Source organism: Streptomyces sp. NPDC000878 (assembly GCF_053599695.1).
This window is the reverse complement of sequence record NZ_JBSFMT010000001.1, coordinates 264979-291538: the sequence shown is the minus strand read 5'-3', so window position 1 is coordinate 291538 and position 26560 is coordinate 264979. Positions and strand designations below refer to the sequence as shown.

The 26560-nt window shown below is 70.2% G+C and carries 26 protein-coding genes; 11 read left to right on the top strand and 15 right to left on the bottom strand.

Annotation, left to right across the window (positions count from 1 at the left end):
• Positions 1-21: 21 nt before the first annotated feature.
• Positions 22-411 carry a Dabb family protein gene (locus tag ACWDR4_RS01190; RefSeq protein WP_450402282.1) on the bottom strand — a complete coding sequence of 130 codons (390 nt, stop codon included), beginning with the start codon at positions 409-411 and terminating at the stop codon, positions 22-24.
• Between the two features lie 83 nt (positions 412-494).
• Here ACWDR4_RS01190 and ACWDR4_RS01185 point away from each other — a divergent pair, with 83 nt between their 5' ends.
• Entirely contained in the window at positions 495-1121 is a 627-nt protein-coding gene (locus ACWDR4_RS01185; protein WP_450402280.1) for a TetR/AcrR family transcriptional regulator, read from the top strand.
• Between the two features lie 25 nt (positions 1122-1146).
• Here the strand turns inward: ACWDR4_RS01185 and ACWDR4_RS01180 are convergent, their stop codons facing one another.
• A complete protein-coding gene (locus ACWDR4_RS01180) occupies positions 1147-1719 on the bottom strand; it encodes a dihydrofolate reductase family protein (protein ID WP_450402277.1) in 573 nt (190 codons plus the stop codon).
• 459 nt (positions 1720-2178) lie between these two features.
• Here ACWDR4_RS01180 and ACWDR4_RS01175 point away from each other — a divergent pair, with 459 nt between their 5' ends.
• On the top strand, positions 2179-2547 hold the full coding sequence (locus ACWDR4_RS01175) for a hypothetical protein (RefSeq protein ID WP_450402275.1): 369 nt from the start codon (positions 2179-2181) through the stop codon (positions 2545-2547).
• Between the two features lie 126 nt (positions 2548-2673).
• Here ACWDR4_RS01175 and ACWDR4_RS01170 read toward each other — a convergent pair whose 3' ends face one another.
• The 4 genes from ACWDR4_RS01170 to ACWDR4_RS01155 form a co-directional block, all read right to left on the bottom strand.
• Positions 2674-3909 carry an MFS transporter gene (locus ACWDR4_RS01170; protein WP_450402273.1) on the bottom strand — a complete coding sequence of 412 codons (1236 nt, stop codon included), beginning with the start codon at positions 3907-3909 and terminating at the stop codon, positions 2674-2676.
• 108 nt (positions 3910-4017) lie between these two features.
• Positions 4018-4998, bottom strand: a complete 981-nt coding sequence (locus ACWDR4_RS01165; protein ID WP_450402271.1) for an endonuclease/exonuclease/phosphatase family protein — start codon at positions 4996-4998, stop codon at positions 4018-4020.
• Positions 4999-5296: 298 nt separating this feature from the next.
• Positions 5297-5992, bottom strand: a complete 696-nt coding sequence (locus ACWDR4_RS01160) for a TetR/AcrR family transcriptional regulator (RefSeq protein ID WP_450402269.1) — start codon at positions 5990-5992, stop codon at positions 5297-5299.
• A 102-nt stretch (positions 5993-6094) separates the two neighbouring features.
• The gene (locus ACWDR4_RS01155) at positions 6095-7693 is read right to left on the bottom strand and encodes an MFS transporter (RefSeq protein WP_450402267.1); all 1599 of its coding nucleotides are present in this window, start codon (positions 7691-7693) and stop codon (positions 6095-6097) included.
• Between the two features lie 228 nt (positions 7694-7921).
• Here ACWDR4_RS01155 and panB point away from each other — a divergent pair, with 228 nt between their 5' ends.
• Complete coding sequence (gene panB, locus ACWDR4_RS01150; RefSeq protein ID WP_450402266.1) at positions 7922-8797, top strand: 3-methyl-2-oxobutanoate hydroxymethyltransferase; 876 nt, start codon at positions 7922-7924, stop codon at positions 8795-8797.
• Between the two features lie 64 nt (positions 8798-8861).
• On the opposite strand, the gene ACWDR4_RS01145 is transcribed toward panB, so the two are convergent.
• Entirely contained in the window at positions 8862-9842 is a 981-nt protein-coding gene (locus ACWDR4_RS01145) for a DMT family transporter (protein ID WP_450402263.1), read from the bottom strand.
• A 125-nt stretch (positions 9843-9967) separates the two neighbouring features.
• Between ACWDR4_RS01145 and ACWDR4_RS01140 the strand changes: the two genes are divergently transcribed.
• The 3 genes from ACWDR4_RS01140 (at position 9968) to ACWDR4_RS01130 (ending at position 12367) form a co-directional block, all read left to right on the top strand.
• Positions 9968-10420, top strand: coding sequence for an Lrp/AsnC family transcriptional regulator (locus ACWDR4_RS01140; protein WP_450402260.1), 453 nt, complete (start codon positions 9968-9970; stop codon positions 10418-10420).
• Between the two features lie 70 nt (positions 10421-10490).
• On the top strand, positions 10491-11525 hold the full coding sequence (locus tag ACWDR4_RS01135) for an ATP-binding cassette domain-containing protein (protein WP_450402257.1): 1035 nt from the start codon (positions 10491-10493) through the stop codon (positions 11523-11525).
• A complete protein-coding gene (locus ACWDR4_RS01130; protein WP_450402254.1) occupies positions 11522-12367 on the top strand; it encodes an ABC transporter permease in 846 nt (281 codons plus the stop codon). Before ACWDR4_RS01135 ends, ACWDR4_RS01130 begins: the two co-directional genes overlap by 4 nt.
• Before the next feature lie 28 nt (positions 12368-12395).
• Here ACWDR4_RS01130 and ACWDR4_RS01125 read toward each other — a convergent pair whose 3' ends face one another.
• The gene (locus ACWDR4_RS01125; RefSeq protein ID WP_450402252.1) at positions 12396-16091 is read right to left on the bottom strand and encodes a BTAD domain-containing putative transcriptional regulator; all 3696 of its coding nucleotides are present in this window, start codon (positions 16089-16091) and stop codon (positions 12396-12398) included.
• Between the two features lie 230 nt (positions 16092-16321).
• Here ACWDR4_RS01125 and ACWDR4_RS01120 point away from each other — a divergent pair, with 230 nt between their 5' ends.
• Positions 16322-17122, top strand: a complete 801-nt coding sequence (locus tag ACWDR4_RS01120; protein ID WP_450402249.1) for a site-2 protease family protein — start codon at positions 16322-16324, stop codon at positions 17120-17122.
• Here ACWDR4_RS01120 and ACWDR4_RS01115 read toward each other — a convergent pair.
• The 3 genes from ACWDR4_RS01115 to ACWDR4_RS01105 form a co-directional block, all read right to left on the bottom strand.
• A complete protein-coding gene (locus tag ACWDR4_RS01115; RefSeq protein WP_450402247.1) occupies positions 17112-17309 on the bottom strand; it encodes a hypothetical protein in 198 nt (65 codons plus the stop codon). The two genes, ACWDR4_RS01120 and ACWDR4_RS01115, sit on opposite strands and share 11 nt — an antisense overlap.
• Positions 17310-17412: 103 nt before the next feature.
• The gene (gene npdG / locus ACWDR4_RS01110; RefSeq protein WP_450402243.1) at positions 17413-18138 is read right to left on the bottom strand and encodes an NADPH-dependent F420 reductase; all 726 of its coding nucleotides are present in this window, start codon (positions 18136-18138) and stop codon (positions 17413-17415) included.
• Between the two features lie 37 nt (positions 18139-18175).
• Positions 18176-19252, bottom strand: a complete 1077-nt coding sequence (locus ACWDR4_RS01105; RefSeq protein ID WP_450402242.1) for a sialidase family protein — start codon at positions 19250-19252, stop codon at positions 18176-18178.
• A 155-nt stretch (positions 19253-19407) separates the two neighbouring features.
• Here ACWDR4_RS01105 and ACWDR4_RS01100 point away from each other — a divergent pair, with 155 nt between their 5' ends.
• Positions 19408-20010 carry a hypothetical protein gene (locus tag ACWDR4_RS01100; RefSeq protein ID WP_450402239.1) on the top strand — a complete coding sequence of 201 codons (603 nt, stop codon included), beginning with the start codon at positions 19408-19410 and terminating at the stop codon, positions 20008-20010.
• Between the two features lie 66 nt (positions 20011-20076).
• Positions 20077-21369 carry an MFS transporter gene (locus ACWDR4_RS01095; protein WP_450402237.1) on the top strand — a complete coding sequence of 431 codons (1293 nt, stop codon included), beginning with the start codon at positions 20077-20079 and terminating at the stop codon, positions 21367-21369.
• A gap of 55 nt (positions 21370-21424) precedes the next feature.
• Here the strand turns inward: ACWDR4_RS01095 and ACWDR4_RS01090 are convergent, their stop codons facing one another.
• Positions 21425-21661, bottom strand: coding sequence for a hypothetical protein (locus ACWDR4_RS01090; RefSeq protein ID WP_450402235.1), 237 nt, complete (start codon positions 21659-21661; stop codon positions 21425-21427).
• A gap of 82 nt (positions 21662-21743) precedes the next feature.
• Here ACWDR4_RS01090 and map point away from each other — a divergent pair, with 82 nt between their 5' ends.
• Positions 21744-22601 (top strand): type I methionyl aminopeptidase, encoded by an 858-nt coding sequence (map, locus tag ACWDR4_RS01085; protein ID WP_369030813.1) that lies wholly within the window; start codon positions 21744-21746, stop codon positions 22599-22601.
• 142 nt (positions 22602-22743) lie between these two features.
• Complete coding sequence (locus ACWDR4_RS01080; protein ID WP_450402233.1) at positions 22744-23397, top strand: biliverdin-producing heme oxygenase; 654 nt, start codon at positions 22744-22746, stop codon at positions 23395-23397.
• A gap of 3 nt (positions 23398-23400) precedes the next feature.
• Here the strand turns inward: ACWDR4_RS01080 and ACWDR4_RS01075 are convergent, their stop codons facing one another.
• The 3 genes from ACWDR4_RS01075 to ACWDR4_RS01065 are packed head-to-tail and all read right to left on the bottom strand — an operon-like array spanning position 23401 to position 26536.
• A complete protein-coding gene (locus tag ACWDR4_RS01075) occupies positions 23401-24309 on the bottom strand; it encodes a hypothetical protein (protein WP_450402232.1) in 909 nt (302 codons plus the stop codon).
• A 6-nt stretch (positions 24310-24315) separates the two neighbouring features.
• Positions 24316-24960, bottom strand: a complete 645-nt coding sequence (locus ACWDR4_RS01070) for a PhzF family phenazine biosynthesis protein (RefSeq protein WP_450402230.1) — start codon at positions 24958-24960, stop codon at positions 24316-24318.
• Positions 24961-24997: 37 nt separating this feature from the next.
• Complete coding sequence (locus tag ACWDR4_RS01065; protein WP_450402227.1) at positions 24998-26536, bottom strand: HtaA domain-containing protein; 1539 nt, start codon at positions 26534-26536, stop codon at positions 24998-25000.
• Between the last annotated feature and the right edge of the window lie 24 nt (positions 26537-26560).

Sequence of the window (26560 nt, the reverse complement as noted above, 5' to 3'; positions counted from 1 at the left end):
GTCGAGAAGCAGCTCGTTCCCTCAGGCCGCCAGGAGCGGGCCGAATTCGGCGGCCCATTCCGGGTGGAGCGCGACCTTCTCCTCGTGCAGGGCGAGGATGTCCCGGGCGAGGGTGGGGGTCATGTCGTCGGACAGGTCCGGGCCGATGGCGACCCTGGCCAGGTAGGGGATGATCTGCGGGTCGCCGGCCAGGTGAACCGGGTCGTGCATGTAGCGCCGCAGGGCCGGCAGGTCGTTGATGCCCACGCAGTAGGCATGGGTGAAGCCGTCGGGCTCGCCGAGGTTCTGGCCCACGGTCGAGAACGCCACCGACTCGACGGAGGCCGTGCGCCGCAGCACAGCGAGTACGTGCTCGCGCTCCTCCTCGGTCGCGGTCTCCTTGAACGTGAAGCGCAGCATGTGGACGATCACGCCTGTCCCACCCCTCCCACACAGTGACTGAACCAATGAGTTCAGATTTTCTTCCTAACGGGTTCAGTAACTACACTGAACCCATGGGTTCAGAAGTGTCAACCGGGGGCGGGCGTACCGCCCGTGGGCGGAACGAGCGGCGGCAGGCGATCCTGGACGGCGCGTTCGTCGTGTTCGCGCGGCACGGGTACGCCCAGGCGTGCGTGAAGGAGATCGCGCGGGAGGCGGGCGTCGCCAAGCCGACCGTCTACAACCACCTGAACGACAAGGAGAGCCTCTACCGCGAGGCCGTCGAGGCCGCCGCCGACCGGATCGGCGCGCAGGCCCTCGCCGTCGTCGAGCAACTGCGCGAGGCCGCCGCGGACAGCGACCCGCGCGCCCCGCTCGCGGCCGTGGCCCGGGGCCTGTTGCGGGAGTTCAGCAGCGAGGACGCCCGCGCCGTACGGCAGTTGGCCCGCGCCCAGGCGACCCAGTTCCCCGACCTGGCGGCGACCGTACGCGAGCGCACAGCCCTGCGGGTACGTTCCGCCCTCGCCGACCGCCTGGCCCGCCTGGCCCTCGCCGGCCGCCTGCGCCCGTGCGACCCGGAACTGGCCGCCGAGCACTTCCTCTCCCTGCTCACCGGCCCGCTGGAGTACCGCCCCGACGCCACGTCGGACACCGACGCGGCCACCGCGACGGACGTCTTCCTGCGCGCTTACGGAACGTGACCTTTGGTGTGCGCGTACGGCACTCTCACCGGACCACGTCGAAGACGTTCTTCTGCAGGCCGTTGGCGTACACCTCGGACTCGACGAGCCTCAGCTTCTGAGCGTCCTTGTCCGTGTCGCTGAACAGACGCTTGCCCGCGCCGAGCAGCAGCGGGAAGACCAGCAGGTGGTAGCGGTCGATGAGGCCGGCGTCCGAGAGGTTGCGGTTGAGGGTGGCGCTGCCGTGGATGATGATCGGGCCGCCCTCGGTCTCCTTCAGTTCGGCGACGTCGTCGAGCGAGCGCAGGATCGTGGTCTCGCCCCAGGTCGGGACCAGGTCGGCCTCGGTGAGGGTGGTGGAGACGACGTACTTCGGCATCACCTTGTAGTCGGCGAAGTCCTCCATGGCCGGCCAGACCGGGCTGAACGCCTCGTAGCTGGTCCGGCCCAGCATCATCGCGGCGGCTTCCTTCTGCTCACGGCCCTTGAGTTCGTACGCCTCCGGCAGGAACTCGATGCCCTTGAAGGTCCAACCGGAGTTCCGGTAACCGGGCTCGCCGCCGGGTGCCTCCACGACCCCGTCGAGCGAGACGAAGGCAGTGCTGATCAGGGTGCGCATCTCGGGTCTCCTGGGTGTTTCTCGTGAGTGTGTCCCGTGGCTGGTTCTCAGCCCCTTCCACCCTGACTGACTCCGGGGCGCGGTGAAACTCATCGGTCGTCGTCCGGTCCCCGAGCCGTCCACCCCGCGTCGGATATCTGGCCGGCGCGGGGCACATCCGCGCCCCGCAAGCAATTGTGAGAGCGTCTTCACACAGGTCCCGCTTATCACCGCAAATCAAGGCCCGTTATCCGCCCGTGAATCCTGTGATTTCACTGTTGAATCGGCTTTTTCGAGGGGCTTCGGAACCGCATCATGCCTGGTGGTGTCTGTAGAGTCAGGCCCGCCGCAAGGGAGAGCAAAGCGCTCAGGAATGCGGCCCCGCAGGCTTTTCTCGCCATGAGAGGAGCCTGAGAGAAGGATTAGAGAAAGAATTCTGTGAGCCTTCTCAAGGAATCGGAAAAAACCCAGGAGTTTGCTATGAACATCCGTGTTGCCACCGTCTCCGCGCTCTCTGCCGTTCTGGTCGCCGGCGGTGCCACGGCGGCCGTCGCCGCCCCGGCCGCGGCCCCCGCGAAGCCCGCGATCACCGTCAAGGCGAGCGCCGTCAAGATCAAGCTCGGCGACCCGGTCACCTTCACCGGCCACGCCACCGGCATCGCGTCCGGCAGCAAGGTCACCCTCCAGCTGAAGGACGGCGCCAAGTGGGTGTCGCTGCCGGTGACCGCCAAGCTCAACAAGGACGGCAACTACAAGCTGGCCAACAAGTTCCAGACGAAGGGCCGCGAGGTGCTGCGCGTCAAGGATGGCGCCACCGTCTCCAAGTCCGTGGCCGTCACCATCGGTTGAGAGTGACTCCCGCGCCGCGGGATCAGTGACAGCGACTGCCCCACCCCGTTGGAGCCGGGGTGGGGCAGTCGCCGTGAATCCTATGGTTCTCCAACACCCGCGCGGTCACGGGTTCGTGAACTCCCGTCAGTGGTGCACCCGCTCCGCCCGCGAAGGCACGTGCGACGCCACCAACCGCTCCCGCCCAGCCGACGGAGTCGTCCCGCGCCGGTCCACCACGTACGCCACCCCGGCCACTCCCAGGCCCAGCACAGCCAGCCCCGCACCGACCAGCGCCGGTGACGTCACGCCGAAGCCCGCCGCCAGGGCGAGGCCCCCGACCCACGCGCCGCCCGCGTTCGCCAGGTTGAACGCCGCCTGGTTCGCCGAGGATGCCAGGGACGGAGCCGTCGACGCCCGCTCCATCACCATCAGGTTGAGCGGTGAGCCCGTGACGAACGCCGCCGCGCCCAGCAGCATGACCGCCAGCGCCGCGCTCCACGTCGTACTCATCAGCAGCGGGAACGCGCTCAGGACCACGATCAGCGACACCAGGCCGCCGAACAGCGTGCGCCGCATCGCGTGGTCCGCCAGGCGGCCTCCCAGGAGGTTGCCTATCGTCGCGCCCACGCCGAACAGCGCCAGCAACACCGTCACGCTGGAGTCGGCGTAGCCCGCGGAGTCCGTGAGCATCGGGGTGATGTAGCTGTACGCCGAGAAGAGCGCGCCGAAACCCGCCACCGTCGTGCCCAGGGCGAGCCACACCGGGAGCGATCGCAGCGCGGCCAGTTCGCCTCGCAGGCCCGCCACCGGCGCTTCAGTCCGAGTCTGCGGGATCAGCAGCGCCAGTGCCCCTATCGCCGCCACGCCGATCACGCTCACGCCCAGGAAGGTCGCCCGCCAGCCCAGCTGCTGGCCCATCGCCGTCGCCACGGGGACGCCGACCACGTTCGCGACCGTCAGGCCGAGGAACATCAGGGAGACCGAGCGGGCCTTGCGCTCGGGGGCGACCATCGTCGTGGCCACCACCGCGCCCACGCCGAAGAACGCGCCGTGCGGCAGCCCGCTCAGGAAGCGGGCGGCGAGGAGGTAGTCGTAGGTCGGCGCGAACGCCGACAGGGCGTTGCCCGCCACGAACAGGGCCATCAGGCCTATCAGGACCTTTCGGCGGGACATCCGGGCCGTCAGCGCCGCGAGCAGCGGGGCGCCGATCACCACGCCCAGCGCGTACGCCGAGACCAGGTGTCCGGCGGACGGGATCGAGATGCCCAGGTCGTCGGCGACATCGGGCAGCAGGCCCATCATCACGAACTCGGTGGTGCCGATGCCGAAGGCACCTACGGCGAGGGCTAGCAGGGCAAGGGTCGGCGTGCGCCGGGACATGGGGAAGGCGGCCTTTCGAAGGAAGCGGTGGGGGTAGGTCCGTACAGTTTATGTTCAAGTACGGAACAAAGGCTCCCACGCCCACTATTCCCCCGGAGGTTCCCCGGGTTACGAGCCCGTTGCCGAGTCCGGAATCTTCACCCGTGCCGCGATCGGCAGATGGTCGCTCGCCGTGCGCGGCAGTGACCAGGAGCTGACCGGCTCCACTCCCTGCACCATGATCTGGTCGATCCGCGCCATCGGGAACGACGCCGGCCAGCTGAACCCGAAGCCGCTGCCCGACGCGCCCTGCGTCGAGCGCATCTGGGCGGTGACGGCGTTCAGCGCGCGGTCGTTCATCGTGCCGTTGAGGTCACCGAGCAGGATCTTGCGGGTCAGCTTCTCGTCGTAGAGCGCCTCGCCCAGCGCGTCCGCGCTCCGGTCGCGCTGGCGGGCCGTGAAGCCGGCCTCCAGCTTCACGCGGACCGACGGGAGGTGGGCGACGTACACCGCGACCGGTCCCTCCGGCGTCGCCACGGTGGCGCGCATCGCACGCGTCCAGCCCAGCTTGATGTCCACCGGCCGGGAGGCGCTGATCGGGTACTTGCTCCACAGACCGACCGTGCCCTGCACCGAGTGGTACTTGTACGTCGCCGCGAGGGCCTTCTCGTACGTCGGGACCGCCGTCTCGGTCAGCTCCTCCAGGGCGAGGACGTCGGCACCGGAGCCCGCCACGTCGCGGGCCGTGCCGGAGGGGTCTGGGTTCTCCGCGTTGACGTTGTGGGTGGCCACCGTCAGATTGCCGCCCGTACCGGCGTTGCTGCCGAGCAGCCCGCCGAAGAGGTTGAACCAGACCGCCGTCGGCACCAGCACCGCGATCAGCGCGGTCGCCGAGCGCCGGATCAGCCCGACGATCAGCAGCAGCGGTACGAGGACGATGCCGAACCAGGGCAGGAACGTCTCGGAGAGGCTGCCGAGGTTGCCGATCCGGTTGGGGATCTGCGCGTGCAGCACCATCACGAGGGCCAGCAGCAGGGCCACCACGGCCGTGACGATGCCCCGGCGCCAGATTCTCGGATCGCCCCGCCAGCCGGCTGTCAGACGGCTCATCAGGCGCCGAAGCCGGGATCCCCGGCGCTCGGGTCCCGAGCCTCCGTTGTCCGTCTCCGTCATGTACGCCTGCTGGGCCATACCGTCGCCTCACAACCTGCCGTGCATCCCGTTCGTCCCCGCGCCTAAGACCCTAGGGGATGATCGGTTCCGATCTCGCCGTCCCATGACGGCCGTACGGGGACGATGACGAACAAGTCGGCGCGACCAGTTCCTGTCGCCGTGCCGGATAGCGCTCTCTGTGACGAAACACGCACGGCCGAGCGCCGGGTGGCCCGACAGACGTACGAATTCCCGGTTACGGGGCGGTCGGCCGCAGACCTTCCAGGAGCGTGTCGACGATCTGCTCCGGCAGGCCCTCCGGCAGATCGCCGTCGGAGTGCAGCACGGTGCGTACGAGCATGGGGCCGACGAAGAGGTCGTTCAGCAGGGTGACGTCGACGTCCGGGCGGATCTCGCCGTTCCGCCGGCCGCGGCGCAGCAGTTCGATGCCGAGGAGGCGGCGGGGTTCGACGACCGTCGCGTGGTAGGCGGCCCAGAGCTTGGGGCTGCTCTTCATCTGCGCGTGGACGTTGTGCAGGAACGCCGAGGACCGGTTGGCCAGTCCGCGCCGGCGCAGCGCCTCCAGCAGGACGACCAGGTCGTCGCGCATCGACGTGCCGGGCAGCTCCGGGTCCGCGGGTTCCATGGCACGCATGACGTCGACGAACAGCTCCTCCTTGCCCGGCCAGCGACGGTAGATGGTGGCCTTGCCGACACCGGCGGTACGGGCCACCCGCTCGATGGAGATGTCCGCGAGCGGCACGCCCTCCTCCAGGAGCCGCAGCACGCCCTCGATGATGGAACGCTCCACGGCTTCGCTCCGGGGGCGGCCCCGCGTGGGGGGCCGGCCGGGTGCGGGGGTCCCTTCGGCGTCGGTGGTCGTCCCACCGGTGGTGGACCCGGTAGCGGCCCCGGTGGTGGTCCCGTCGGCCGGGCCGTCCGTGAGGTTCACGCGACCTGGTCCTTTCCTCGTCCTGCGTCGTGTGTCGTACGTCCGTCGTCTGTCGTACGTATGCCGTGTGTCGTGTGTCGTACGTACGATTCTCTCCGGCGGTCAGTGGTCCGCCGACACCAACCTCGTTTCCTCCTCGCCCTCTTGGGGCGCGGCCGGGCGGCCCGGCAGGCACAGGGCGACGACCAGGGCGCCCAGGACGGCGACGCCCGCGCCGCACAGCGCGGTGACGTGCATGGCGTGCAGGAAGGCGTCGTTGGCGGGGGCGACCAGAGCCTCGCCCCGGGGGCCGAGCTTCGCGGCGACGCCGAGTGTGGCCTCGATGGACTCGCCCGCGGTGTGCCGTACGCCGGCGGGCAGCGCGCCGAGCTTGTCCTCGATGCCGCTGCGGTAGGCCGCCGAGAGGACGGAGCCGAGTACGGCGATGCCCAGCGCGCCGCCGACCTGGCGGAAGGTGTTGCTGAGCGCGGAGGCGGAGCCGGCCTTCTCGCGGGGCAGGGCCTGCATGATGACGACGCTGGTCGGCGTCATGATGTGCGCCATGCCGGTGCCCATGAGGAAGAAGACGACCTCCAGCACCCAGATCGGGGTGTCGGCCTCGAACGAGGCGAACGCGGCCAGGGTCGCGGCGATCAGGAGCATCGCGGCGGTGGTCGTGGCCCGGTTGCCGAAGCGGTCGACGGCCAGCCGGGCGCGCGGCGCGAAGATCAGCTGTGCGGCGGCCAGCGGCAGCATCAGCAGGCCGGTCTGGAGGGGCGAGTAGCCGCGCACGCTCTGGGTGTAGAAGACCGAGAAGAAGGTCACGCCCATCAGCGCGAAGAAGACGAGCGCGATGACGGACATCGCCGCCGAGAAGGTCTTGTTGCGGAAGTACGTCACGTCGATGGACGGATGGTCGCTGCGCTTCTCGAACAGCACGAAGCCGACGAGTACGGCGAGACCGGCGCCGATGGTCGCCAGCACCTGCGGGTCGGTGAAGTCGGCGAGCTGGCCGCCCTTGATGATGCCGTAGACGAGGAGTACGAGACCGACGACCGAGAGAAGGACACCGACGGGGTCGATACGGCCCGGCTTCGGGTCGCGGGAGTCGGGCACCAGGACCGTCATCAGCACAAGCGCGATGATCACGATCGGTACGTTGATGAGGAAGACCGAGCCCCACCAGAAGTGGTCGAGGAGTACGCCGCCGGTGATCGGCCCGATGGCGATGGCGAGTCCGACGCCGCCGGCCCAGATACCGATGGCCTTGGGCTGCTCCTCGCGCTCGAAGACGTTCATCAGGACGGCGAGGGTGGCGGGCATCACGAAGGCGGCGCCGAGGCCCATCACGGCCCGGAAGAGGATGAGTTCGGTGGGCGTGCCGGCGAAGGCGGCGAGGGCGGAGCCGAGGCCGAAGACGGTGAGTCCGCCGAGGAGCACCTTCTTGCGGCCGAGGCGGTCGCCGAGGATGCCGGCGGAGAACAGGAGCCCGGCGAAGACGAGGGTGTAGGCGTTGATCGCCCACTCCAGCTCGCTCTGGGTGGCGCCCAGGCCGGTCGGTGCGGGGGTGGAGATGGTCTTGATCGCGACGTTGAGGATGGAGTTGTCGAGGACCACGATCAACAGGCTGAGCATGAGCACGCCGAGGATGACCCAGCGTCTGCGGTGCACGGTCTCGGGGATCCGTGGGTCGAGGGCGGACGGGCCGGCAGAAGTCGTCATGGCTGCCACCCTAAGCTCATTTCGATACGAGACCGTCTCGTATCGAAAGTCTTTACCGAGACCTTAAACAGGGTGGGGTGCCTGCGCAACGCGGGGCGCGAGATGTTCAGCACAGGGGCATGCGCTCGACGGGCGACCACTAGCCGATCCCGGACGCGAGGTGCCACCATGGGTGGTGATCCGGGGACGCCGTCAGGGCGCCTCGAGATGATTGAAGGAGCCGTTGCCATGACGCAGCTTCAGGCTGCCCACCAGACCTCCGCCGGCAGCACCCACGCGACGAACGCGCTGTACGGAGGCAAGGGCACACGCCGCATCACGGTCCGTGACATCAGTGCCGCCAAGGAGCGCGGCGAGAAGTGGCCCATGCTCACCGCGTACGACGCGATGACCGCGTCCGTCTTCGACGAGGCCGGTATCCCGGTGATGCTGGTCGGCGACTCGGCGGGCAACTGTCACCTCGGGTACGAGTCGACCGTGCCCGTCACCCTCGACGAGATGACCATGCTCTCGGCGGCCGTCGTACGGGGCACCAGCCGGGCCCTGATCGTCGGCGACCTGCCCTTCGGGTCCTACCAGGAGGGGCCGGTGCAGGCGCTGCGCTCGGCCACCCGGCTGGTGAAGGAGGCGGGGGTCGGGGCCGTCAAGCTGGAGGGCGGCGAGCGCTCGCACCGCCAGATCGAGCTGCTGGTCGAGTCCGGGATCCCGGTGATGGCCCACATCGGACTGACCCCTCAGTCCGTGAACTCCATGGGGTACCGCGTGCAGGGGCGCGGTGAGGAGGCCGCGCAGCAGTTGCTGCGGGACGCGAAGGCCGTGCAGGACGCGGGCGCGTTCGCGGTGGTCCTGGAGCTGGTGCCGGCCGAGCTGGCCGCCGAGGTGACGCGGACCCTGCACATCCCCACGGTCGGTATCGGGGCCGGGGCGGAGACGGACGCGCAGGTGCTGGTGTGGACGGACATGCTCGGGCTGACCGGGGGTCGGATGCCGAAGTTCGTCAAGCAGTACGCGAATCTGCGTGAGGTGATGGGGAATGCGGCGAAGGCGTTCGCGGAGGATGTGACGGGCGGAACGTTCCCGCTGGAGGAGCACTCCGTCCACTGATCCGACAGAGCCACTGCGGTACGAACGCAGCCCGCCGACTTCCCCCATCGGCGGGCTGCCCCCTTTACGCCGCCGTTTTACGCCGCCGTCCCGGCCCGAGCGGTCGCGGCTGCGGTTCCGGAGAGGTCGGCTCGTCGTCCGCGTCCGGCGCCGGGGCTCGCTCCCGCCGTTCGATCAGCCCCAGCGTCACCCCGACGACGATGATGACGCCGCCTGCCACCTGGGCCAGTCGGATCGTCTCCCCGTTGATCACGACGGCGCCGATGACGCCGAAGACCGGAACCAGGTTGAGGATGTTCACGGCGACGCTCGACGCCATCCTGCGCAGGCCGTAGTTGTAGAGCAGGAAGCCGCCGACCGAGCACGCCACGGCCAGGTAGACGAGCAGTGCCGAGGAGGTCGCGCCCGGGAGCTGCCAGTCGCCGGCCTCCAGCAGGGAGGCGAGAAGGAATCCCGCCGCGCCCGCCAGGGTCTGGTAGTACGTGACGCTCACGGCGTTCTGGCCGGTGCTCGCGCGCTTGGTGAGCACGTTGTACCCGGCCCAGGCCAGCCCGCCGAGCAGCAGCAGGATGTCTCCCGCCCACCGTGAACTGCCGCCGACCTCGGCTCCGTTGCGTACGACGAGGAAGGCGCCGACGGTGGCCAGCAGCACGCCCGTCACCCGCAGCATCGGCATCCTGGTACGGAAGACGACCAGTTCGAGCAGCATCGTCATCATGGGGTACGTGGCCACGATCAGGGACGCGTCGGACGCCGTTGACAGATCGACACCGACGTTCTCCAGGACGAAGTACACGGTGATGCCGAGGAATCCGCTCAGACAGAGCTGCCGCCGCTGCCGGGCGTCCGGCCTGGCCGGGCGATGCCGGTTCAGGCGGATGAGCATGCCCAGGAGCAGGGCCGCCATGGTGAACCTGATGGCGCCGATGGTGAGCGGGCCGACATCGTCCAGCACCTGTTTGGTCACCGCGTACGAACTGCTCCAGAACAGGGCTGCCGCCACCACCGCACAGACCGCCCACGCGCTGGGCCCTCGCTCACGCATCCGAAGCCGCCTCCCACATGCCCTGGCCGAATAAAAATCAGTCACCAAGAAGGAAGCTAGCAAGACTCCCAAGGTGAACGCGTAGAGTCCGAATTACCTTCGGCTTCTGACAGAGTGAGGCAAGCGTGGACGAACTAGATTCGGCATTGGTGCGGATGCTCCAGGAAGACGGACGGCGCACCAACCGGGACATGGCCCAAGCGCTCCACATCGCCCCGTCCACCTGTCTGGAGCGGGTCCGGTCGCTGCGCGAACGCGGCGTTCTGACGGGGTTTCACGCGGAGACCGATCTCGCGGCGATCGGCCGCGGGTTGCAGGCCGTGATCGCCGTACGGGTCCGCCCGCCGACGCGTGCGGTGATCGAGGCCTTCCAGACCTTCCTGGAGCAGATGCCCGAAGTCATCTCGCTCTTCGTCCTCACCGGAAACGATGACTTCCTCGTGCATGTCGCCGTCCGCGACACCGACCATCTGCACGCGGTGGTCCTGGACAAGCTGACGAAGCGTCCAGAACTCGCCGACGTACGGACCTCGGTGGTCTACGGGCACATGCGCAAGAAGGTCATCGGGCCGTCGTGACGCCCGGTCTGTAGGCGGTCTGTCGGCGGTCTGTAGGAGGTCTGTCGGTGGGGGGTGTCAGGTTGAGGCCATGACGCGAATCGACAATCACCCCGCCGACGGGGCCGAACATGCCGTTTCCGTGCGGGGGCTGGTCAAGCACTACGGCGAGACCAAGGCGCTGGACGGCGTCGACCTGGACGTCCGGGAAGGCACCGTGCTCGGGGTGCTCGGGCCCAATGGCGCCGGCAAGACCACCCTCGTACGCATCCTGTCCACCCTGCTGCGGCCCGACTCGGGCCACGCGACCGTCGCCGGGTACGACGTCCTGCGCCAGCCCCGGCAGCTGCGGCGCGTGATAGGGCTCACCGGGCAGTACGCCTCCGTGGACGAGAAGCTCCCGGGCTGGGAGAACCTCTACATGATCGGGCGGCTCCTCGACCTGCCCCGCAAGGACGCCCGCGCCCGGGCCGACGAGCTGCTGGAGCGGTTCTCGCTCACCGACGCCGCCAAGCGGCCCGCGAGCACGTACTCCGGCGGTATGCGGCGGCGGCTGGATCTCGCCGCCTCCATGATCGGGCGGCCTGTCGTCCTCTTCCTCGACGAACCCACCACCGGGCTCGACCCCCGGACCCGCAACGAGGTCTGGGCCGAGGTCAAGCGCATGGTCGGCGACGGGGTGACCGTGCTGCTCACCACCCAGTACATGGAGGAGGCCGAACAGCTCGCCTCCGAGCTGGCCGTCATCGACCGGGGGAAGGTCGTCGCCGGCGGTGCCATCGACGAGCTGAAGGCGAGGGTCGGCGGCCGTACCCTGCGGATCCGCCCGGCCGATCCGCTGCAACTGCGCCCACTCGCCCGCGACCTCGACGACCTCGGCATCACCGGCCTCGCCACCACCGCCGTGGACAACGCGAGCGGCAGCGTCCTGGTGCCGATCCTGAGCGACGAGCAGCTCACCGCCGTGACCGGCGCGGTCATCGCGCGCGGAATCACCATCTCCTCGATCAGCACCGAACTGCCCAGCCTGGACGAGGTGTTCCTGTCCCTCACCGGCCACCGTGCCAGTGCCCCGCAGGACGACGACGCCACGCCCGCCGACACCCGAGAGGAGGTCGCCGTATGAGCGCCGCGACCGCGACCGTCAACGAGATCGACATCGACATGGATGCCCGCAGCAAGGCCGACGGGCGGATTCCGCTGCGCGCCCACATGCGGCACACCGGCGCCCTCGTCCGCCGCAACCTGCTGTGGATCCGGCAGGACCCGGAGTCCATGTTCGACGCGCTGCTGATGCCGATCGTCTTCACCCTGCTGTTCGTGTTCGTCTTCGGCGGCTCGATCGGACAGGCCACGGGCGGCGGGCAGGACGGGTATGTGCAGTACGTGATCCCCGGCATGATCGCGATGATGAGCATGACGCTGTCCCAGGGCGTCGGCACCGGGTTCAGTCAGGACTTCAACTCCGGTGTCATGGACCGCTTCCGGTCCCTGCCGATCGGGCGCGGCTCGGTGCTGTTCGCGAAGATCTCGGTCGAACTGATCCGGATGCTGTTCGCGACCACCGTGCTGATGATCGTGGCCGTCCTGGTCGGCTTCGACATCAACCACTGGCCCGGACTGTTCGCGGCCGTGGGTCTGTCCACGCTGTTCGCCTCGTCGATCATGTGGGTGTTCCTCACCCTGGGCGTGGTCCTGAAGAACGCGCAGTCCGTGCAGGCGATGGGCTTCCTGGTGCTGTTCCCGCTGCAGTTCGGCTCGTCGATCTTCGCCCCGACACAGTCGATGCCGGGCTGGCTCCAGGCGTTCACCGACTACAACCCGCTGTCCACGCTCGCGGACGCGGCGCGCGGACTGATGGTGGGCGGCCCGGTGGCGCACGACCTGTGGGTGACCATCGGCTGGTCGGTGGCGATCACGGCCGTCATGGCGCCGGTCGCGATCCACAAGTTCCGTACGAAGAGCTGAGAGATACGAAGGGCCGGGAGAACCGGTTTCAGACGAGGGCGGTCGCCTCCTCCGCGGAGAGTCGGCCGCCCTCCTCGTACGCGGCCTCGTACTCCTCGTCGGTGAGCAGGTCACGGACCGCGCGGACGGCGCGGGCGCGGACCTCGCGCTCCATGTGCCCGGGGATGTGGCCGGGCGGCAGCAGCGCGTCGGCGGCGCCCAGGCAGCGGGCGGCGTCGTGGGCGTGGCTGCCTCCGTCGAGGCCGGCGAGGGCCACGGCGCCGGTGGTCAGGAAGGAGGTGTGCAGATGGGGGGCGATGTTGCGGGACAGCGAGTCGTCGGCCCGGGCCAGCGCCTCCCTCGTCTTGGCGAGGGACTCCTCGTACCGCCCCTCCACAGCGTCCAACCAGGCCTCCGAGCCGAGGATGAACGCGTCGAAGATGACGAACGAGGCGGCTCTGAACTCCTGGCGCAGCAGCCGGATCTGCTCGCGTGCCTCGGGGACCCGGTCGGTGATGCCGAGCAGGGCCGTGAGGAAGAGCCGGGCGGCGGGCAGGGCCTCGTTGACCATCCCCTCCGCCTCCTCGATCACCTGGCGCAGCAGCCGTTCGCCCTCGTCGGTGCGGCCCGCCTCCAGGAACACGTTGCCGAGACGGGCGGCGAGTACGGTCTTCTGGGCGCGGGCGCCGAGTTGTTCGGCCAGTTCCATCGCGTCGCCGAAGTCGGTGGCGGCACTGTCGTACGCGGCCTTCTTCTCGTGGGCCTCGCCGCGCGCGGAGAGTGCTTCGGCGGCGCCCCAGTCGTCGCCGAGGCGGCGGAAGATCTCCAGGGCCTCGTCGGCGTCGCGGGTGGCGTCGCCGGCCCAGTCGCTGCGGTTGGCGAGGACGTTGGCGCGCATCTGGAGACAGGCGGCGAGTTCCCACTCGAAGCCGGGGGCCGCGTCTCGGCAGGTGCGCACTGACTCGTCGACGATGACCCGGAGCCGGTCCATGTCGCGGGTGAGCATGACGGCGTAGAACCAGAGGAGGCCGGGGTAGCGGCAGGTCTGGGGGGCGCCGGGTTCGTAGACGCGGGTGATGGCGTCCAGTTTCTGTTTGGCCTCGGGTGTCTGCCAGGACTCCAACTCTATGTCCATGCAGGCGAGATGGATGAGGTGGACGCCGCGCCGGGCCTCTTCGAGGACGTCGTCGCGCCAGGGCGGCGGGGTGTCCGTGCAGCGCTCCCAGAGGGGCGGTGCCGGGCGGACCGGGAGGGCGAAGGGGTCGGGGCCGAGGTTCATGACCTCGCGGGACCAGTTGCGGGCGGCGAGCCGCAGATCGCGCATCTGCCAGTACCAGGCGACCGACAGGACGAGGCAGAGCGCCTCCTGCTCGTCGCGGGTGACCACGGCGTGCCGGAGGGCGGCGCGGATGTTCTCGCTCTCCTCCTGGAACACGTCGAGGGCGGCGCGCTGGCCGGAGCCGCGCAGCAACGTGTCGGTGGCGCGGGCGAGTTCGCGGTAGTACGTGAGGTGCGCGCGCTCGGCCTCGGGGCGGTCGCCGGACTCGTCGAGGCGCGTACCCGCGTACTCGGCGACGGTCTCCAGGAGCCGGTAGCGCATCGCGCCGCTCGCGCCCGAAGGGGCGGCCACGACAAGGGACTTGTCGACGAGCGAGCCGAGCGCTTCGAGGGCGACGGGACCGCACACGGCCTCGGCGGCGGCGAGGTCGCAGCCGCCCGCGAAGACGGACAGCCGCCGCAGGACGTCCCGTTCGTCCGTGTCGAGCAGGTCCCAGGACCAGTCGACGACGGCCCGCAGGGTCTGCTGGCGGGGCAGGACGGTACGGCTGCCGGAGATCAGCAGGCGGAAGCGGTCGTCGAGCCGGTCGGCGATCTGCCGCAGCGACAGCATCCGCAGCCGGGCGGCGGCCAGTTCGATGGCGAGCGGCAGCCCGTCGAGCCGCCGGCAGATCTCGGCGGCGGCCTCCGGATCGTCCTCGACACGGAATCCGGGCCGGGCGGCGGCCCCTCGGTCGGCGAGCAGCCGGAGCGCGACAGGCTCGGGCAGCGGTTCGACGGGACGCACCAACTCCCCCGGTACGCCCAGGGGTTCACGGCTGGTGGCGAGCACGGTGACGCCGGGACAGCGCACCAGCAGCTCCGCGACGAGCCGCGCGGCGGCGTCGACGACGTGCTCGCAGTTGTCGAGGAGGATCAGCATCCGCCGGTTCGCGCAGTGCTCGACGAGACGTACGAGGGGGTCGTCGTGGCGGTCGGCGGAGGCGACGCGCAACTCCTCGGCGCCGGCCCCGCGCAGTACGGTCTCGCGTGCCCCGACGGCGGTGAGCACGGCCTCCGGTACGGCGTCCGGATCGACGACGGGCGCGAGTTCGGCCAGCCACACCCCGTCCGCGGCCCGGTCCCGCCCACCGTCCCGCGCCGCGTCCCGCACAGCCTCGGCGGCCTCCTGCGACAGCCGCGTCTTCCCGGCCCCACCGGGCCCGAGCAGCGTCACGAGCCGGGCGACGGCGAGATCCCCCCGAATGGCCTCGATGTCCACCTCCCGACCGACGAAGGAGGTGAGGCGGGCACGGAGGTTGCCCGGGGGCAGGGGTTGAGGGACGGCAGGCCAGGGCTGCGGGGCCGACGGGGACCGAGCCTCGGCACGGTCCGCCGGGCCGGAGGCCACCACCGGCCCGACGGCCCCGGCGGCAGTGTGGTCCGGGTGACGCGGGCCGCCCGGCACGGTGTCTTCTCCCTGGCGGGCCGGAGCCCCCGGTCCGGCGGAGAAAGCGTGCGCCTCCGACCCACCCGGCGCAGGGGTCGTGCCCGGGCCGAACGGGGCGGAGACCCCGTCGTCACCGATGTACACGGTGCCCCCGCCGGAGCCGCCCGGCGGGGAGCCCGCACCCGAGCCGGAGGCGTCGTATGAGGTGGAGGCCGCGCCTGTGCCGTCAGGGCCGGGGCCGGCCGAGCGATGCGTGCCGGGGCCGGCCGGACCACGCACGCCAAGGCCAGCCGCGTCACCCGCCCCACCCGATATGTCGTCCGGTCTCAGCAACTCCGCGTGCAGCGACCGCAGTTCGGGGCCCGGGTCCGCGCCCAGGCGGTCTGCCAGCAGGGTGCGTACGTCCTCGTAGGCGGCCAGGGCCTGGGCCGGGCGGCCTGCGTCTCGGAGGGCGCGCAGGCGGAGGGACTGGAGGGGCTCGTCGAGGGGGTGGCTGTCGCACAGGGCGGTCAGTTCGGGGAGGGAGTGTTCCGCGGCGCCCAGGGCCAGGGCGGCGGTGAGGCGGGCGCGGCGCGTGTCCAGGCGGCGGGTCTCCCAGCGGGCCGCCTCGGCGGTGCGGTCGGGGAGGTCGGCGAGGGCCGGGCCGTGCCACAGGGCGAGGGCGTCGTCGAGGACGACGGCGGCCTTGGCGGGGTCGCCGTCGGCCAGCGCGCGCTTGCCCTCGTCCGCCAGCCGTCCGAACCGGTGCAGGTCGACGTCGTCCGGCGCGGCGCACAGCCGGTAGCCGCCCTCGGCGGAGGCGATCGCGTCCGGGCCGAGCGCGCGGCGCAGCCGGCCGACCAGTGCCTGGAGCGCACCCGGCGCGTCGGCGGGCGCGTCCCCGTTCCACACCTCCTGCACCAGGACACCCGCGGGCACGGTCCGGCCGGGCCGCAGGGCGAACACGGTCAGCAGGGCGCGCAGCCGTGCCCCGCCGACCGGGACGGAGGTGCCGTCGGGGCGGAGTGCCTGGGTGGTGCCGAGGATGCGGTAGCGCACGGGTCCATTGTCTCCGGGGACGGTCGCGGAGCGCGCCCGGGTTTACAAGGGCATGAACGGGGAGAAGTCCAGGATCTCCGGGAACCTCCAGGAACCTCCGGCTCTCGCAGGAACCTCCGGCCCCAGGTGGGACGTTCCTCCGAGACCACCGGTACCGTCGACCCGGCCGCACAACCCGTTTGCGGCGCAGCCACGGCGCCTTCCACCACGTCCCCCAGGAGCCCCGCCCCATGACCACCGCCACCACCCGCAGCAGCGACCGGCGGATCAGCCCGGTCTTCGTCGGGATTCTGGCCGTCACGGCGGTCGCCGGCTGGGCGGCCTGGACCGGGTTCGCCGAGCAGCCCGGTGTCGCCGTGTTCCTGTTCGTGACGGCCGCGTGGATCGTCTCGCTCTGTCTGCACGAGTACGCGCACGCGCGCACCGCCCTGCACAGCGGTGACATCTCGGTCGGCGAGAAGGGCTACCTCACCCTCAATCCGCTCAAGTACACGCACGCCCTGCTCAGCATCGTGCTGCCGGTGATCTTCGTGATCATGGGCGGGATCGGGCTGCCCGGCGGTGCCGTCTTCATCGAGCGGGGGCGGATCCAGGGCCGCTGGAAGCACAGTCTGGTCTCGGCGGCCGGGCCGCTGACGAACGTCCTGTTCGCCGCCGTATGCACCGCGCCCTTCTGGCTCGACGCCCTGGACGGCGTGCCGCGCGACTTCCGGTTCGCGCTCGCCTTCCTGGCCCTGCTCCAGGTCACGGCGGCGATCCTGAACTTCCTGCCGGTGCCGGGCCTGGACGGCTACGGGGTCATCGAGCCCTGGCTGTCGTACAAGGTCAAGCGCCAGGTGGAGCCGTTCGCGCCGTTCGGGCTGCTGTTCGTGTTCGCGCTGCTGATGGTGCCGGCGGTGAACCGGGAGTTCTTCCAGGCGATCTACTCGGTCCTGGACGCTCTGAGCGTCGACGACCTGAACCGCTACTGCGGCGAGAACCTGTACCGCTTCTGGGAGGACACGAACCAGTTCTGCTCGATCAACCAGTGACGGACTTCCCGGTCCGGTCGGTCCGGTCCTGCCTGTTTCGTCGGAAGTAGTACCAGCACATGTTGGACGACAGCCCGGCCAGCAGCACCCACACGATCCCCAGCAGGTTGCCCTGGACGAAGGACACGACGGCGGCGGCCACGGCGAGCACGCAGACGGCCAGGGCGTAGAGGGCGAGGCGGGGCATGGGGTGGGCTCCTGTCATGGAACCGGTCGGACGCCGGTCGGGGGGACACTGCCGGAAACCCGTCCAGTGTCCCCCATCCGCGTCCCCCGTCCGCCCCGGGGATCTACACGTCGGTGAGGCGCAGACCCGCGTGTGCCTTGTAGCGGCGGTTCACCGAGATCAGGTTGGCGACCAGCGACTCGACCTGGTGGGCGTTGCGCAGCCGGCCGGAGAAGACGCCGCGCATGCCGGGGATACGGCCGGCCAGTGCCTGCACGATCTCCACGTCCGCCCGCTCCTCGCCGAGGACCATCACGTCGGTGTCGATCTCCTCGATCTCCGGGTCCTGGAGCAGTACCGCCGACAGGTGGTGGAAGGCGGCCGTGACCCGGGAGTCCGGCAGCAGGGCGGCGGCCTGTTCGGCGGCGCTGCCCTCCTCCGGCTTCAGCGCGTACGCGCCCTTCTTGTCGAAGCCGAGCGGGTTCACACAGTCCACGACGAGCTTGCCGGCCAGTTCCTCGCGCAGGGACTCGAGGGTCTTGCCGTGTCCGTCCCAGGGCACGGCGACGATCACGATGTCGCTGCGGCGCGCGGTCTCGGCGTTGTCGGCGCCCTCGACCCCATGGCCGAGTTCGTCGGCGGCGGCCTGGGCACGGTCGGCGGCGCGCGACCCGATGATCACCTTCTGGCCGGCCCTGGCGAGCCGGTAGGCGAGGCCCTTGCCCTGCGGCCCGGTCCCGCCGAGCACGCCGACGACGAGCCCGGAGACGTCGGGCAGGTCCCAGGGGTCCTTGGCCGGGGCCTTCGCGGGCGTCTCGGCAGGGGTCTGTGCACTGTCGGTAGAGGTCATGGGCCGACTTTACGTCCGTGCCTGGGCGGCCACGGTGTCAGGTGAGGTCCGTCACGGGCACCCGCCGGAAGGGGATCCTCTCGTACGGGCCCCAGTCGCCGGTCTCGAACAGGAGGCCGACGGTGTCGTCGTCGATCCGGACGAGGTCGGAGTAGGCGGCGGGCAGGCCGTTCACCGTGTGCACCGGGCGCCAGGTGGTGCCGCCGTCGGTGGAGACGCGGATGGTCATCAGGGCGCGGGCGGCGGGATCGGCCGGCCCGGAGAACAGGAGCAGGTCGGGGTCGCGGAACTGGAGCACGCTGCCCTGGCAGACGGGGGCGGACAGACCGGCCTGCGGGCGGAAGGGCTTGACGAGGGTCCGGCCGCCGTCCGTGGAGTGCGCGTCGGCGCGGTTGCCGGGGGACGGGGAGTCGTTGCGGGTGTTGAAGTAGACGCGGCCGTCCGGGAGTTCGGCGGCGGTGGTCTCGTTGACGTTGATGTAGCCGTTGGTGTTCTCGTCGATGTACCCGATGTACCAGCTCACGCCGCGGTCGTCGCTGAGCAGACAGTGGCCGCTGTTGTACTTGGCCTCGTTGCCCAGGTCCTCGCCGGTGGGCGGGATCGTGTGGTTGGCGGCGACGACGACCCGGCCGGTGCTCAGCTGGACGGCGTGGCCGGGGGTGGTGGCGTACCAGCGCCAGTCCGCGTGCTTGACCTGGTCGGTGATCTCCACGGAGGAGGACCAGCTGACGCCGTCGTCGTCGCTGTGGCGGACCCAGATGCGGCGGCCGTCGGCGGCCGAGACGTTGCCGAGCAGGATGTCCTTCTCGGTCACCGCGCCCGAGGCCCGGACGTACACAAGAAGGATGCGGCCGGTGTCGAGGACGACGGGGGCGGGGTTGCCGGCGAGCTGGACGCCGTTGTTGGCGGCGACCGTGAGCGGGCCCCAGGTCCGGCCGCCGTCCGTGGACCGCTTCAGCACGATGTCGATGTGACCGTGGTCCGACGCGGAGTCGACCCGGCCCTCGCAGAAGGCGAGCACGGTGCCGGAGTGGGTGACCACGACGGCCGGGATGCGGTAACTGGCGTAGCCCTCCTGGCCGGACCAGAAGGGGATGCTCGTCTCGACGGTCATGTGCGGCTCCTCGGTGGGGCGGTGAGTCGGTAAGCAGGTGCCTACGTGGTAGATGAGTGCGTGGTGAGGGCAGTGATTCGTGTTCTTACCCAGGTTGGGCGAAAAGACTGTGAATTGAGCGCCCCGAGTTGTCCGTTGCGGCAGGATGCGCGGTCATGGACGCCGTACGGGTCGCGCTGTTGCGCGAAGTGCTCGCGGGAACCGAGTGGTTGGGAGCCACGCGGAGGTTCGCGGGGGCGTTACGGGGGTCCGTGGTGTCGTACGGGGGCGGACTGCTGCTGGTGGGTACGCCGGCGTACGAGCCGTGGCACCTGGCGGCACATCTCGTGGACGAGGCCGCGTGGTCGGGTACGCCCGAGCTGGCCCCGACTCTCGTACGGCATGACGCACGGACGTCCGGTCCCGCGCAGCTGTCGGTCGGGCTGGGGCGGATCGAGGCGGCACGCCGGGGTGAGACCTTGCTGGTGGTGTCGCCCGAGGAGGTGGGCGGCGCGCTGCTGGAGCGGGTTCACGATGCTCGGCGGGGTGGGGTGAGGGTGCTGGTACTGGGGTCGGGTGAGGGCGAGTTGGTGTCGATGGCGGACGAATCGCTGGCGGTGCCGGTGGGGTTGGAGCTGGACCTGGACACCGTGCAACACCTGGTCAGCGCGGCGGCCGGGGAGAACTCGGTGCCGGTGGTCCGGGGGCGGCGCCGGTTCCGTGACCGCCTGTCGAGGCTGGCGGACGTCCTGACGGCACCGCCACCGTCCCGCTGGTAAGAACACCCACAACCACCCACGAAAACCTGTTGCCCCCACCTCCCCCACCCCACAGCATGACCCCACGTGACCTCAGCCCTCCGTGCCCTCCTCCCCGACCTCTCCCCCTGGCGGGCCTCCCCCGACTTCCGGAAGCTCTGGCTGTCGGGGCTGATCACCAACTTCGGGAGTTTTCTGACCTTCGTCGCGCTGCCGGTGCAGATGAAGGAGCTGACCGGGTCGGCCGCCGCGGTCGGGGCGATCGGGGCCGTGGAACTGGTCCCGTTGATCGTGTTCGGGCTGTACGGCGGGGCGCTGGCCGACGCGGCGGACAAGCGGAAGCTGATCCTGTGGACGGAGGCGGGTCAGGGGCTGCTGTGCGCCGTACTGCTCGTCAACGCACTGCTCCCCGATCCCCTCATCTGGCCGCTGTACGTCGTCGCCGCGCTCACCTCGGCCCTGGGTTCGGTGCAGCGGCCGGCGCTGGACTCACTCATGCCGAGGATCGTCGCGCATGAGGATCTGCCGGCCGCGGCGGCGCTCAACTCCTTCCGCTGGACGGTCGGCGGGGTCGCGGGCCCGGCGCTCGCGGGCGTGGTCGTGGCATACGCGGGGCTCGGCTGGGCGTACGCCGTCGATGTCGTGACCTTCGCCGTGTCCCTGCTGTTCGTCGTGGGGCTGGCCGCGTCCCCCGCCTCCCACGAGGCCGCGAAACCCTCCCTCCGGTCGATCGCGGAGGGCGCCCGCTACGCGTGGAACCGCAAGGAACTCCTGGGCACGTACGCCGTCGACCTGGCCGCGATGTTCCTGGCGATGCCGCTCGCCGTCCTCCCCTTCCTGGCCGACGAACTGGACGCCGAGTGGTCGCTCGGCCTGATGTACGCGGCGATCCCGGCCGGTTCCCTGCTCGTGAGCCTCACCAGCGGCTGGACCTCGCGGGTGCACCGGCACGGGCGGATGGTGGTGCTCGGGGCGGCGGGATGGGGCCTGGCGATAGCCGCGTCCGGCGCCGTCGGCAATGTATGGCTGGTGCTGCTGTTCCTCCTCCTGGGCGGCTGCTTCGACATGGTCAGCGGGATCTTCCGCGGCGCGATGTGGAACCAGACCATCCCGGACGAGCTGCGCGGACGCCTCGCCGGGATCGAACTGCTCTCCTACTCGGTCGGCCCCCAGCTGGGCCAGGTCAGAGCGGGCGGCGTCGCCGCCTGGCGCGGCGTACGGACATCGGTCTGGTCGGGCGGCCTGGCCTGCGCGGCCGGCGTGGGCCTACTGACCCTGTGCCTACCGGCCCTGATGCACTACGACGCCCGCACAAACGAACACGCCGTACGGCTGCGTAAGCAACGGGAGGAGGCAACGCACCTAGGAGCAACCCCCTAGGGGCGCGGGGAACTGCGCGACAAGCCACAGCGCACCCGCAGACGACTACCGCGCCTCAGCCCTCACCCTCGTCCTCGCCACGCGCCGCCGCATCGTGCCACTTAGGGTCGTTCTCCCACTGAAGGTTCCGCTCGCGGGCCGTCTCCATCGCGTGTTCGGCCTCCGCGCGGCTGGCGTACGGACCGAACCGGTCCTTGCCAGGACAGTCCGGCCCCTCCTCGACCTTCTTGTGCTCCAGGCAGTAGTACCACTCACCCGGTTTACCGACCGTGCGCTTCTTGAACAGGGCCATGGTTCGGGCTCCTTTCGCCAGGGTCTCGCCAGAGACCCGCCAGGTTCATCGTCCCCCACCAGGGCTCGTTAAACTCGCTGTCATGTCTGGCCAGTCGCTGCTCGTACCAGGGGACCTGTCCCCCATCCGTTCCGTACCCGGAAACATCCGTCGTCCCGAGTACGTCGGGAAGCCCGCGCCGACCCCGTACACCGGGGCGGAGGTGCAGACGCCCGAGACGATCGAGGCGATGCGGATCGCCGGGCGGATCGCCGCGCGGGCGATGGCGGAGGCCGCGAAGCTCATCGCACCCGGGGTGACCACCGACGAGCTGGACCGGGTGGCGCACGACTACATGTGCGACCACGGCGCCTATCCGTCCACCCTCGGCTACCGCGGCTTCCCCAAGTCGCTGTGCACGTCCGTCAACGAGGTCATCTGCCACGGCATCCCGGACTCCACGGTGCTGCGGGACGGCGACATCGTCAACCTCGACGTGACGGCGTACATCGGCGGGGTGCACGGCGACAACAACGCGACGTACCTGGTCGGGGACGTCGACGAGGAGAGCCGACTGCTCGTCGAGCGGACTCGCGAGTCCCTGGACCGGGCGATCAAGGCGGTCAGGCCGGGCCGGCAGATCAACATCATCGGGCGGGTCATCGAGTCGTACGCCAAGCGTTTCGGCTACGGCGTCGTCCGGGACTTCACCGGGCACGGCATCAACTCGTCGTTCCACTCCGGGCTGATCGTCCCGCACTACGACAGCCCCCACGCCACGACCCTCATCCAGCCCGGTATGACCTTCACGATCGAGCCGATGCTGACGCTGGGTACGCACGACTACGACATGTGGGACGACGGGTGGACGGTCGTCACGAAGGACCGCAAGCGCACGGCCCAGTTCGAGCACACGCTCGTGGTGACGGACTCGGGCGCGGAGATCCTGACGCTGCCCTGACCTGCCTACCGCTCACTTACCGGACATACAGCCCGCCCTCCTCCACGAGGGCGGGCTGGCTGGTTTTCTGGGTACGCTTTTACCGACAGCCAGTCGGCAAAGGTATTGACTTAGGTTAGCCTTACCTCAGAGGATAGGCCTCATGGACTCCTTTTCGACAGTCATCCGCACCGCGTCGCACGAGCAGCACGTGGAGGCGGAGACCTCGACGTTCATGAGCGACATGCTCGGCGGCAGGCTCGGCGTGGACGCGTACGCGCGCTACACCGAGCAGTTGTGGTTCGTTTACGAGGCTCTGGAAACCGGGGCCGGGCGGCTGGCGTCCGACCCGGTGGCGGGCCCCTTCATCCAGCCCGAGCTGATGAGGCTGGCCGCGCTGGAGAAGGACCTCGCCCATCTGCGCGGCCCCGACTGGCGCGCGACCCTCACCGCGCTGCCCGCGACACGGGCGTACGCGGACCGGGTCGCCGAGTGCGCCCGGGAGTGGCCGGCCGGATACATCGCCCACCACTACACGCGCTACCTCGGAGACCTCTCCGGCGGCCAGATCATCCGCGACCGCGCCGAGAAGACCTGGGGCTTCGCACGCAAGGGTGACGGCGTCCGCTTCTACGTCTTCGAGGAGATCACCAACCCGGCGGCGTTCAAGCGGGGGTACCGCGAACTGCTGGACGGGGCGGGGGTTGCGGTGGACGAGCTGGAGAGGCAGCGGATCGTCGCCGAGTGCAAGCGTGCGTTCGCACTCAACACGGGTGTCTTCCGGGCCCTGGGCGACGAGTTCTCGATGTCCGCGTGACCATCACCACCACGGCCGAAGGCCGCCCCCCTTGTCCATCCACACGTCGTACGCCTTGTCCCGGACGACATCGGCGTCGGCGTGCTCCTTCAACCTGTCTCGCTCCGCCTCGCCGATCTCGCGATCGCACTTCTCCTTGGCACTCCGATGGTCGGCTTCGGCCTGCCTGATCGCGTCGGCGTTCTCGGCTTCACGGGCCTGCAACTGGGCGCGGAACTCGTACTCCTGGGCGATCTGCTCCCGTACCAACCTGACGAACGCGTTGAGGTGGATCTCCCAGTCCGCGGTATCCGGATAGAACCAGTCTCGCAGTCTGTTCTGACCACCGGGCAGCGTCACCCGGAGACCGATGTGGTGCTTCGGGTCGGTGCTGGTCTCGATGTCGAGACCTGCGAGGGACAGCGACTCGCCCCACACATCCTCGGTTTCCCCTGTCTCGGACTGCACCCTCTTCAGGGACGCCAGGACGTGCTCGTGCAACTGCAGCCACTCCTCGGGGCCGCTCGTCGGCCCCAGAAGGTCGCCCACCGCCTCACCCGGCTGCTGAGCCTCCGCGTGAAGTGTGTTCTGTTCCTCTCGCAGAGCCTGAAGACGCTGGGCGAAGGGACTCACACGCCCCTCGGCAGCCGTTCTGGCCGCCCCGAACGCCAGGTCGGCCTTGTCCCTGATGCGCTTGCTCTTCTTGCGCTCCTTGTCCAGAGTGCCCCTGGCCTCGCGCCCCTCGTCACCGAACGGGAGGAGGTACCGCAACTTGTCCGGGTGACACCGGTAAAGGCCGTACCACCTCACCAGCCCCCAGAGGACCCCGCACGCCACCAAGCCCAGGACAACCCACATCACCGACGACCCCCTCCGCCCGGTCCCGGCAAGGGTGCCGTACCCCGTCGCGGCCGTCCAGATGGCCACCGCCAAGAGACCTCAGCGCTCCAGGAACACCCGTCCCCCGATCTCCACCCACCCCATCGGCTGGGGCGCCGAGAGTATCTGTGAGCCCTTGCCCTGGGTGATGTTGAGCGCCCGGCCCAGCTCGTGCGTCAGCAACAACGCCGCCGCCCCCGTCGCCTCGTCCTCGTCGATGCCGTCGTCGCGGCCGGGGAAGGCGCGGGCCCGGATGCGGCCCGCCGCCTCGTCCTCCCAGGCCCACGCGTAGATCCACTCCCCCGGCGGCGGCACCGGCAGCGCGTCGACCTCGGCGGCCGTCCCGTACCGCCGCAGCGTCCGGGGCGGGACCCACTCCGCCCGCGCCTCGATCCAGCTGAACTCGCCGTCCAGCCGGGCCCCCACCAGCCCGGCCGGCGTGACCAGTTCGGGCACGTCGAGCAGCCAGGCCGTGCCGACGCAGGGGTGCCCGGCGAAGGGCAGGCGCAGGGTCGGCGTGTAGATGTCGATGAGCCCGCGCTCGGGGTCGTCGACGAACACGGTCTCGCTGAACCCGAGTTTCGCCGCGAACGCCTGCCGCTCGCTCCGCTCCGGCATGACGGAGCCCTCACGGACCACGCCCAGCTCGTTGCCGTATCCCCCGTTGGGCGAGCAGAAGACGCGGAGTACGTCGTAATCAGTCACGCGCGCATTCAAACACCCAGGTGGCAGCCGTCACCAACTACGCGTCCTGGACGTCCGTACGACGACGCCGTACCGCCAGCACCACACCCGCGCCCGCCGCCACCGTCACCGCGGCGGCCGTGCCCAGTGCTCCGACCGCAACGCCCGCGCCGGTGGACGCCAGTCCGCCGGTCACCCCGCCGGTCGTCGAGCCCGTGGTGCCGCCGGTGGTGGAGCCCGTCGTACCGGAGGAACCGCCCGTGGAGCCGGAGGAACCGGACGACGAGCCGCCCGTGGAGTCCGATCCGCCGTCGCCGCCCGGGAGTTCGGCGCCCTCGGCGACCGCGACGGACAGGTCGACCGGGTCGAGTTCGGTGCCGGTCTCGTAGAAGTCGCCGAAGGCCTTCGCCCCGGCCGCTGTGAGCTTGGCGGTCACGTCGGAGAGGGTGATGACATCGTTCACAGCCGTGAGGTCTGTCGCATCCGTCGTCAGGTCGGCCAGGACCACATCGTCGGACGTCTCGCCGAGGCTCTCCACGTCGGCGGTGAGTTCGCCGGCGCCGTTGTCGATCGTCGCCTTGAGGTCGCTGAGGGTGAGGTCGAGGCCGTAAGTGCCGTTGTCCTCATGGCCCTTGAAGTTCACGGCGCCCGCGAAGGCGGCGGAGAGGGTCTCGGCGTCGGTGTCGTACTCGCCCGAGCCGTCGACGAACGTGAACACTCCGTTGTCGGCGGCCTGGGTGGCGCCGTCCGAAGTCGTGATCGCGCCCTTGGCCACACCGTCCACGACGTACGTACGGAAGGACTGCTTGACGCCCCAGCCGAGCGTGCCGTCGGTGATGTCACCGCTGACCGGGGCTGCGGTGGAGGTGTCCGACGGGGATCCCGAAGGCGAGGCGGATTCCGACGTGCTCTGCGACGGTGACGGGGACGCCGAGGTCGAGGCCGAGGTCGAGCCCGACGGGGTCGGGGACGGCGACGGCGAGGTCGACGCGCTCGGAGACGTGGACCCGGACGGGCTCGGGGACTCCGTCGTCGTCTTCACGACCGTCAGCGGGTCGCCCGCCGCCCCGCTGTAGCTGGAGCTGCCGAAGACGGTCGCCGCCTCCGCCGTCAGCTTGGTCGCCATCTCGGTCATCGCCTGGGTGACCGTGACGTCGGCGAGCGGGACGTCGTCCTGGGTGGTGCCGCTCTTCGTGACGTCGGCGGTGATCTTCGCCGCCTTGCTGTCGAACTTGACGTCGGACAGGGTGAGTTCGAAGCCGTGCAGCGCCGAGGCGATCTTCAGGTTGCCCTTGAAGCCGAGGTTCACGGTGTGGGCGGTGGAGTCGTAGGTCCCCGTGCCCTCCGTGAAGGTGAACACGCCGTTGTTCGCAGCCTGCGTGGCGCCGTCCGCCGGGGTGAAGGTGCCGGCCGCCATTCCGGTCACGTAGGAGCGGTACGACTGCTTGATGCCCCAGGTCAACTCGTAGCCGCTGAGCGGGACTTCGGCCGCCGAGGCGGTGGAGGCGACCGTCGTGGCGAGCGCGGTGGCGCCGAGGGCGATGGCCGTGGCCACGGCGGCGGCGAGAGCGAGGGGGCGTCTGGAGGTGGCGGACATGGTGGTCGTTCTCCTAGTGGACGG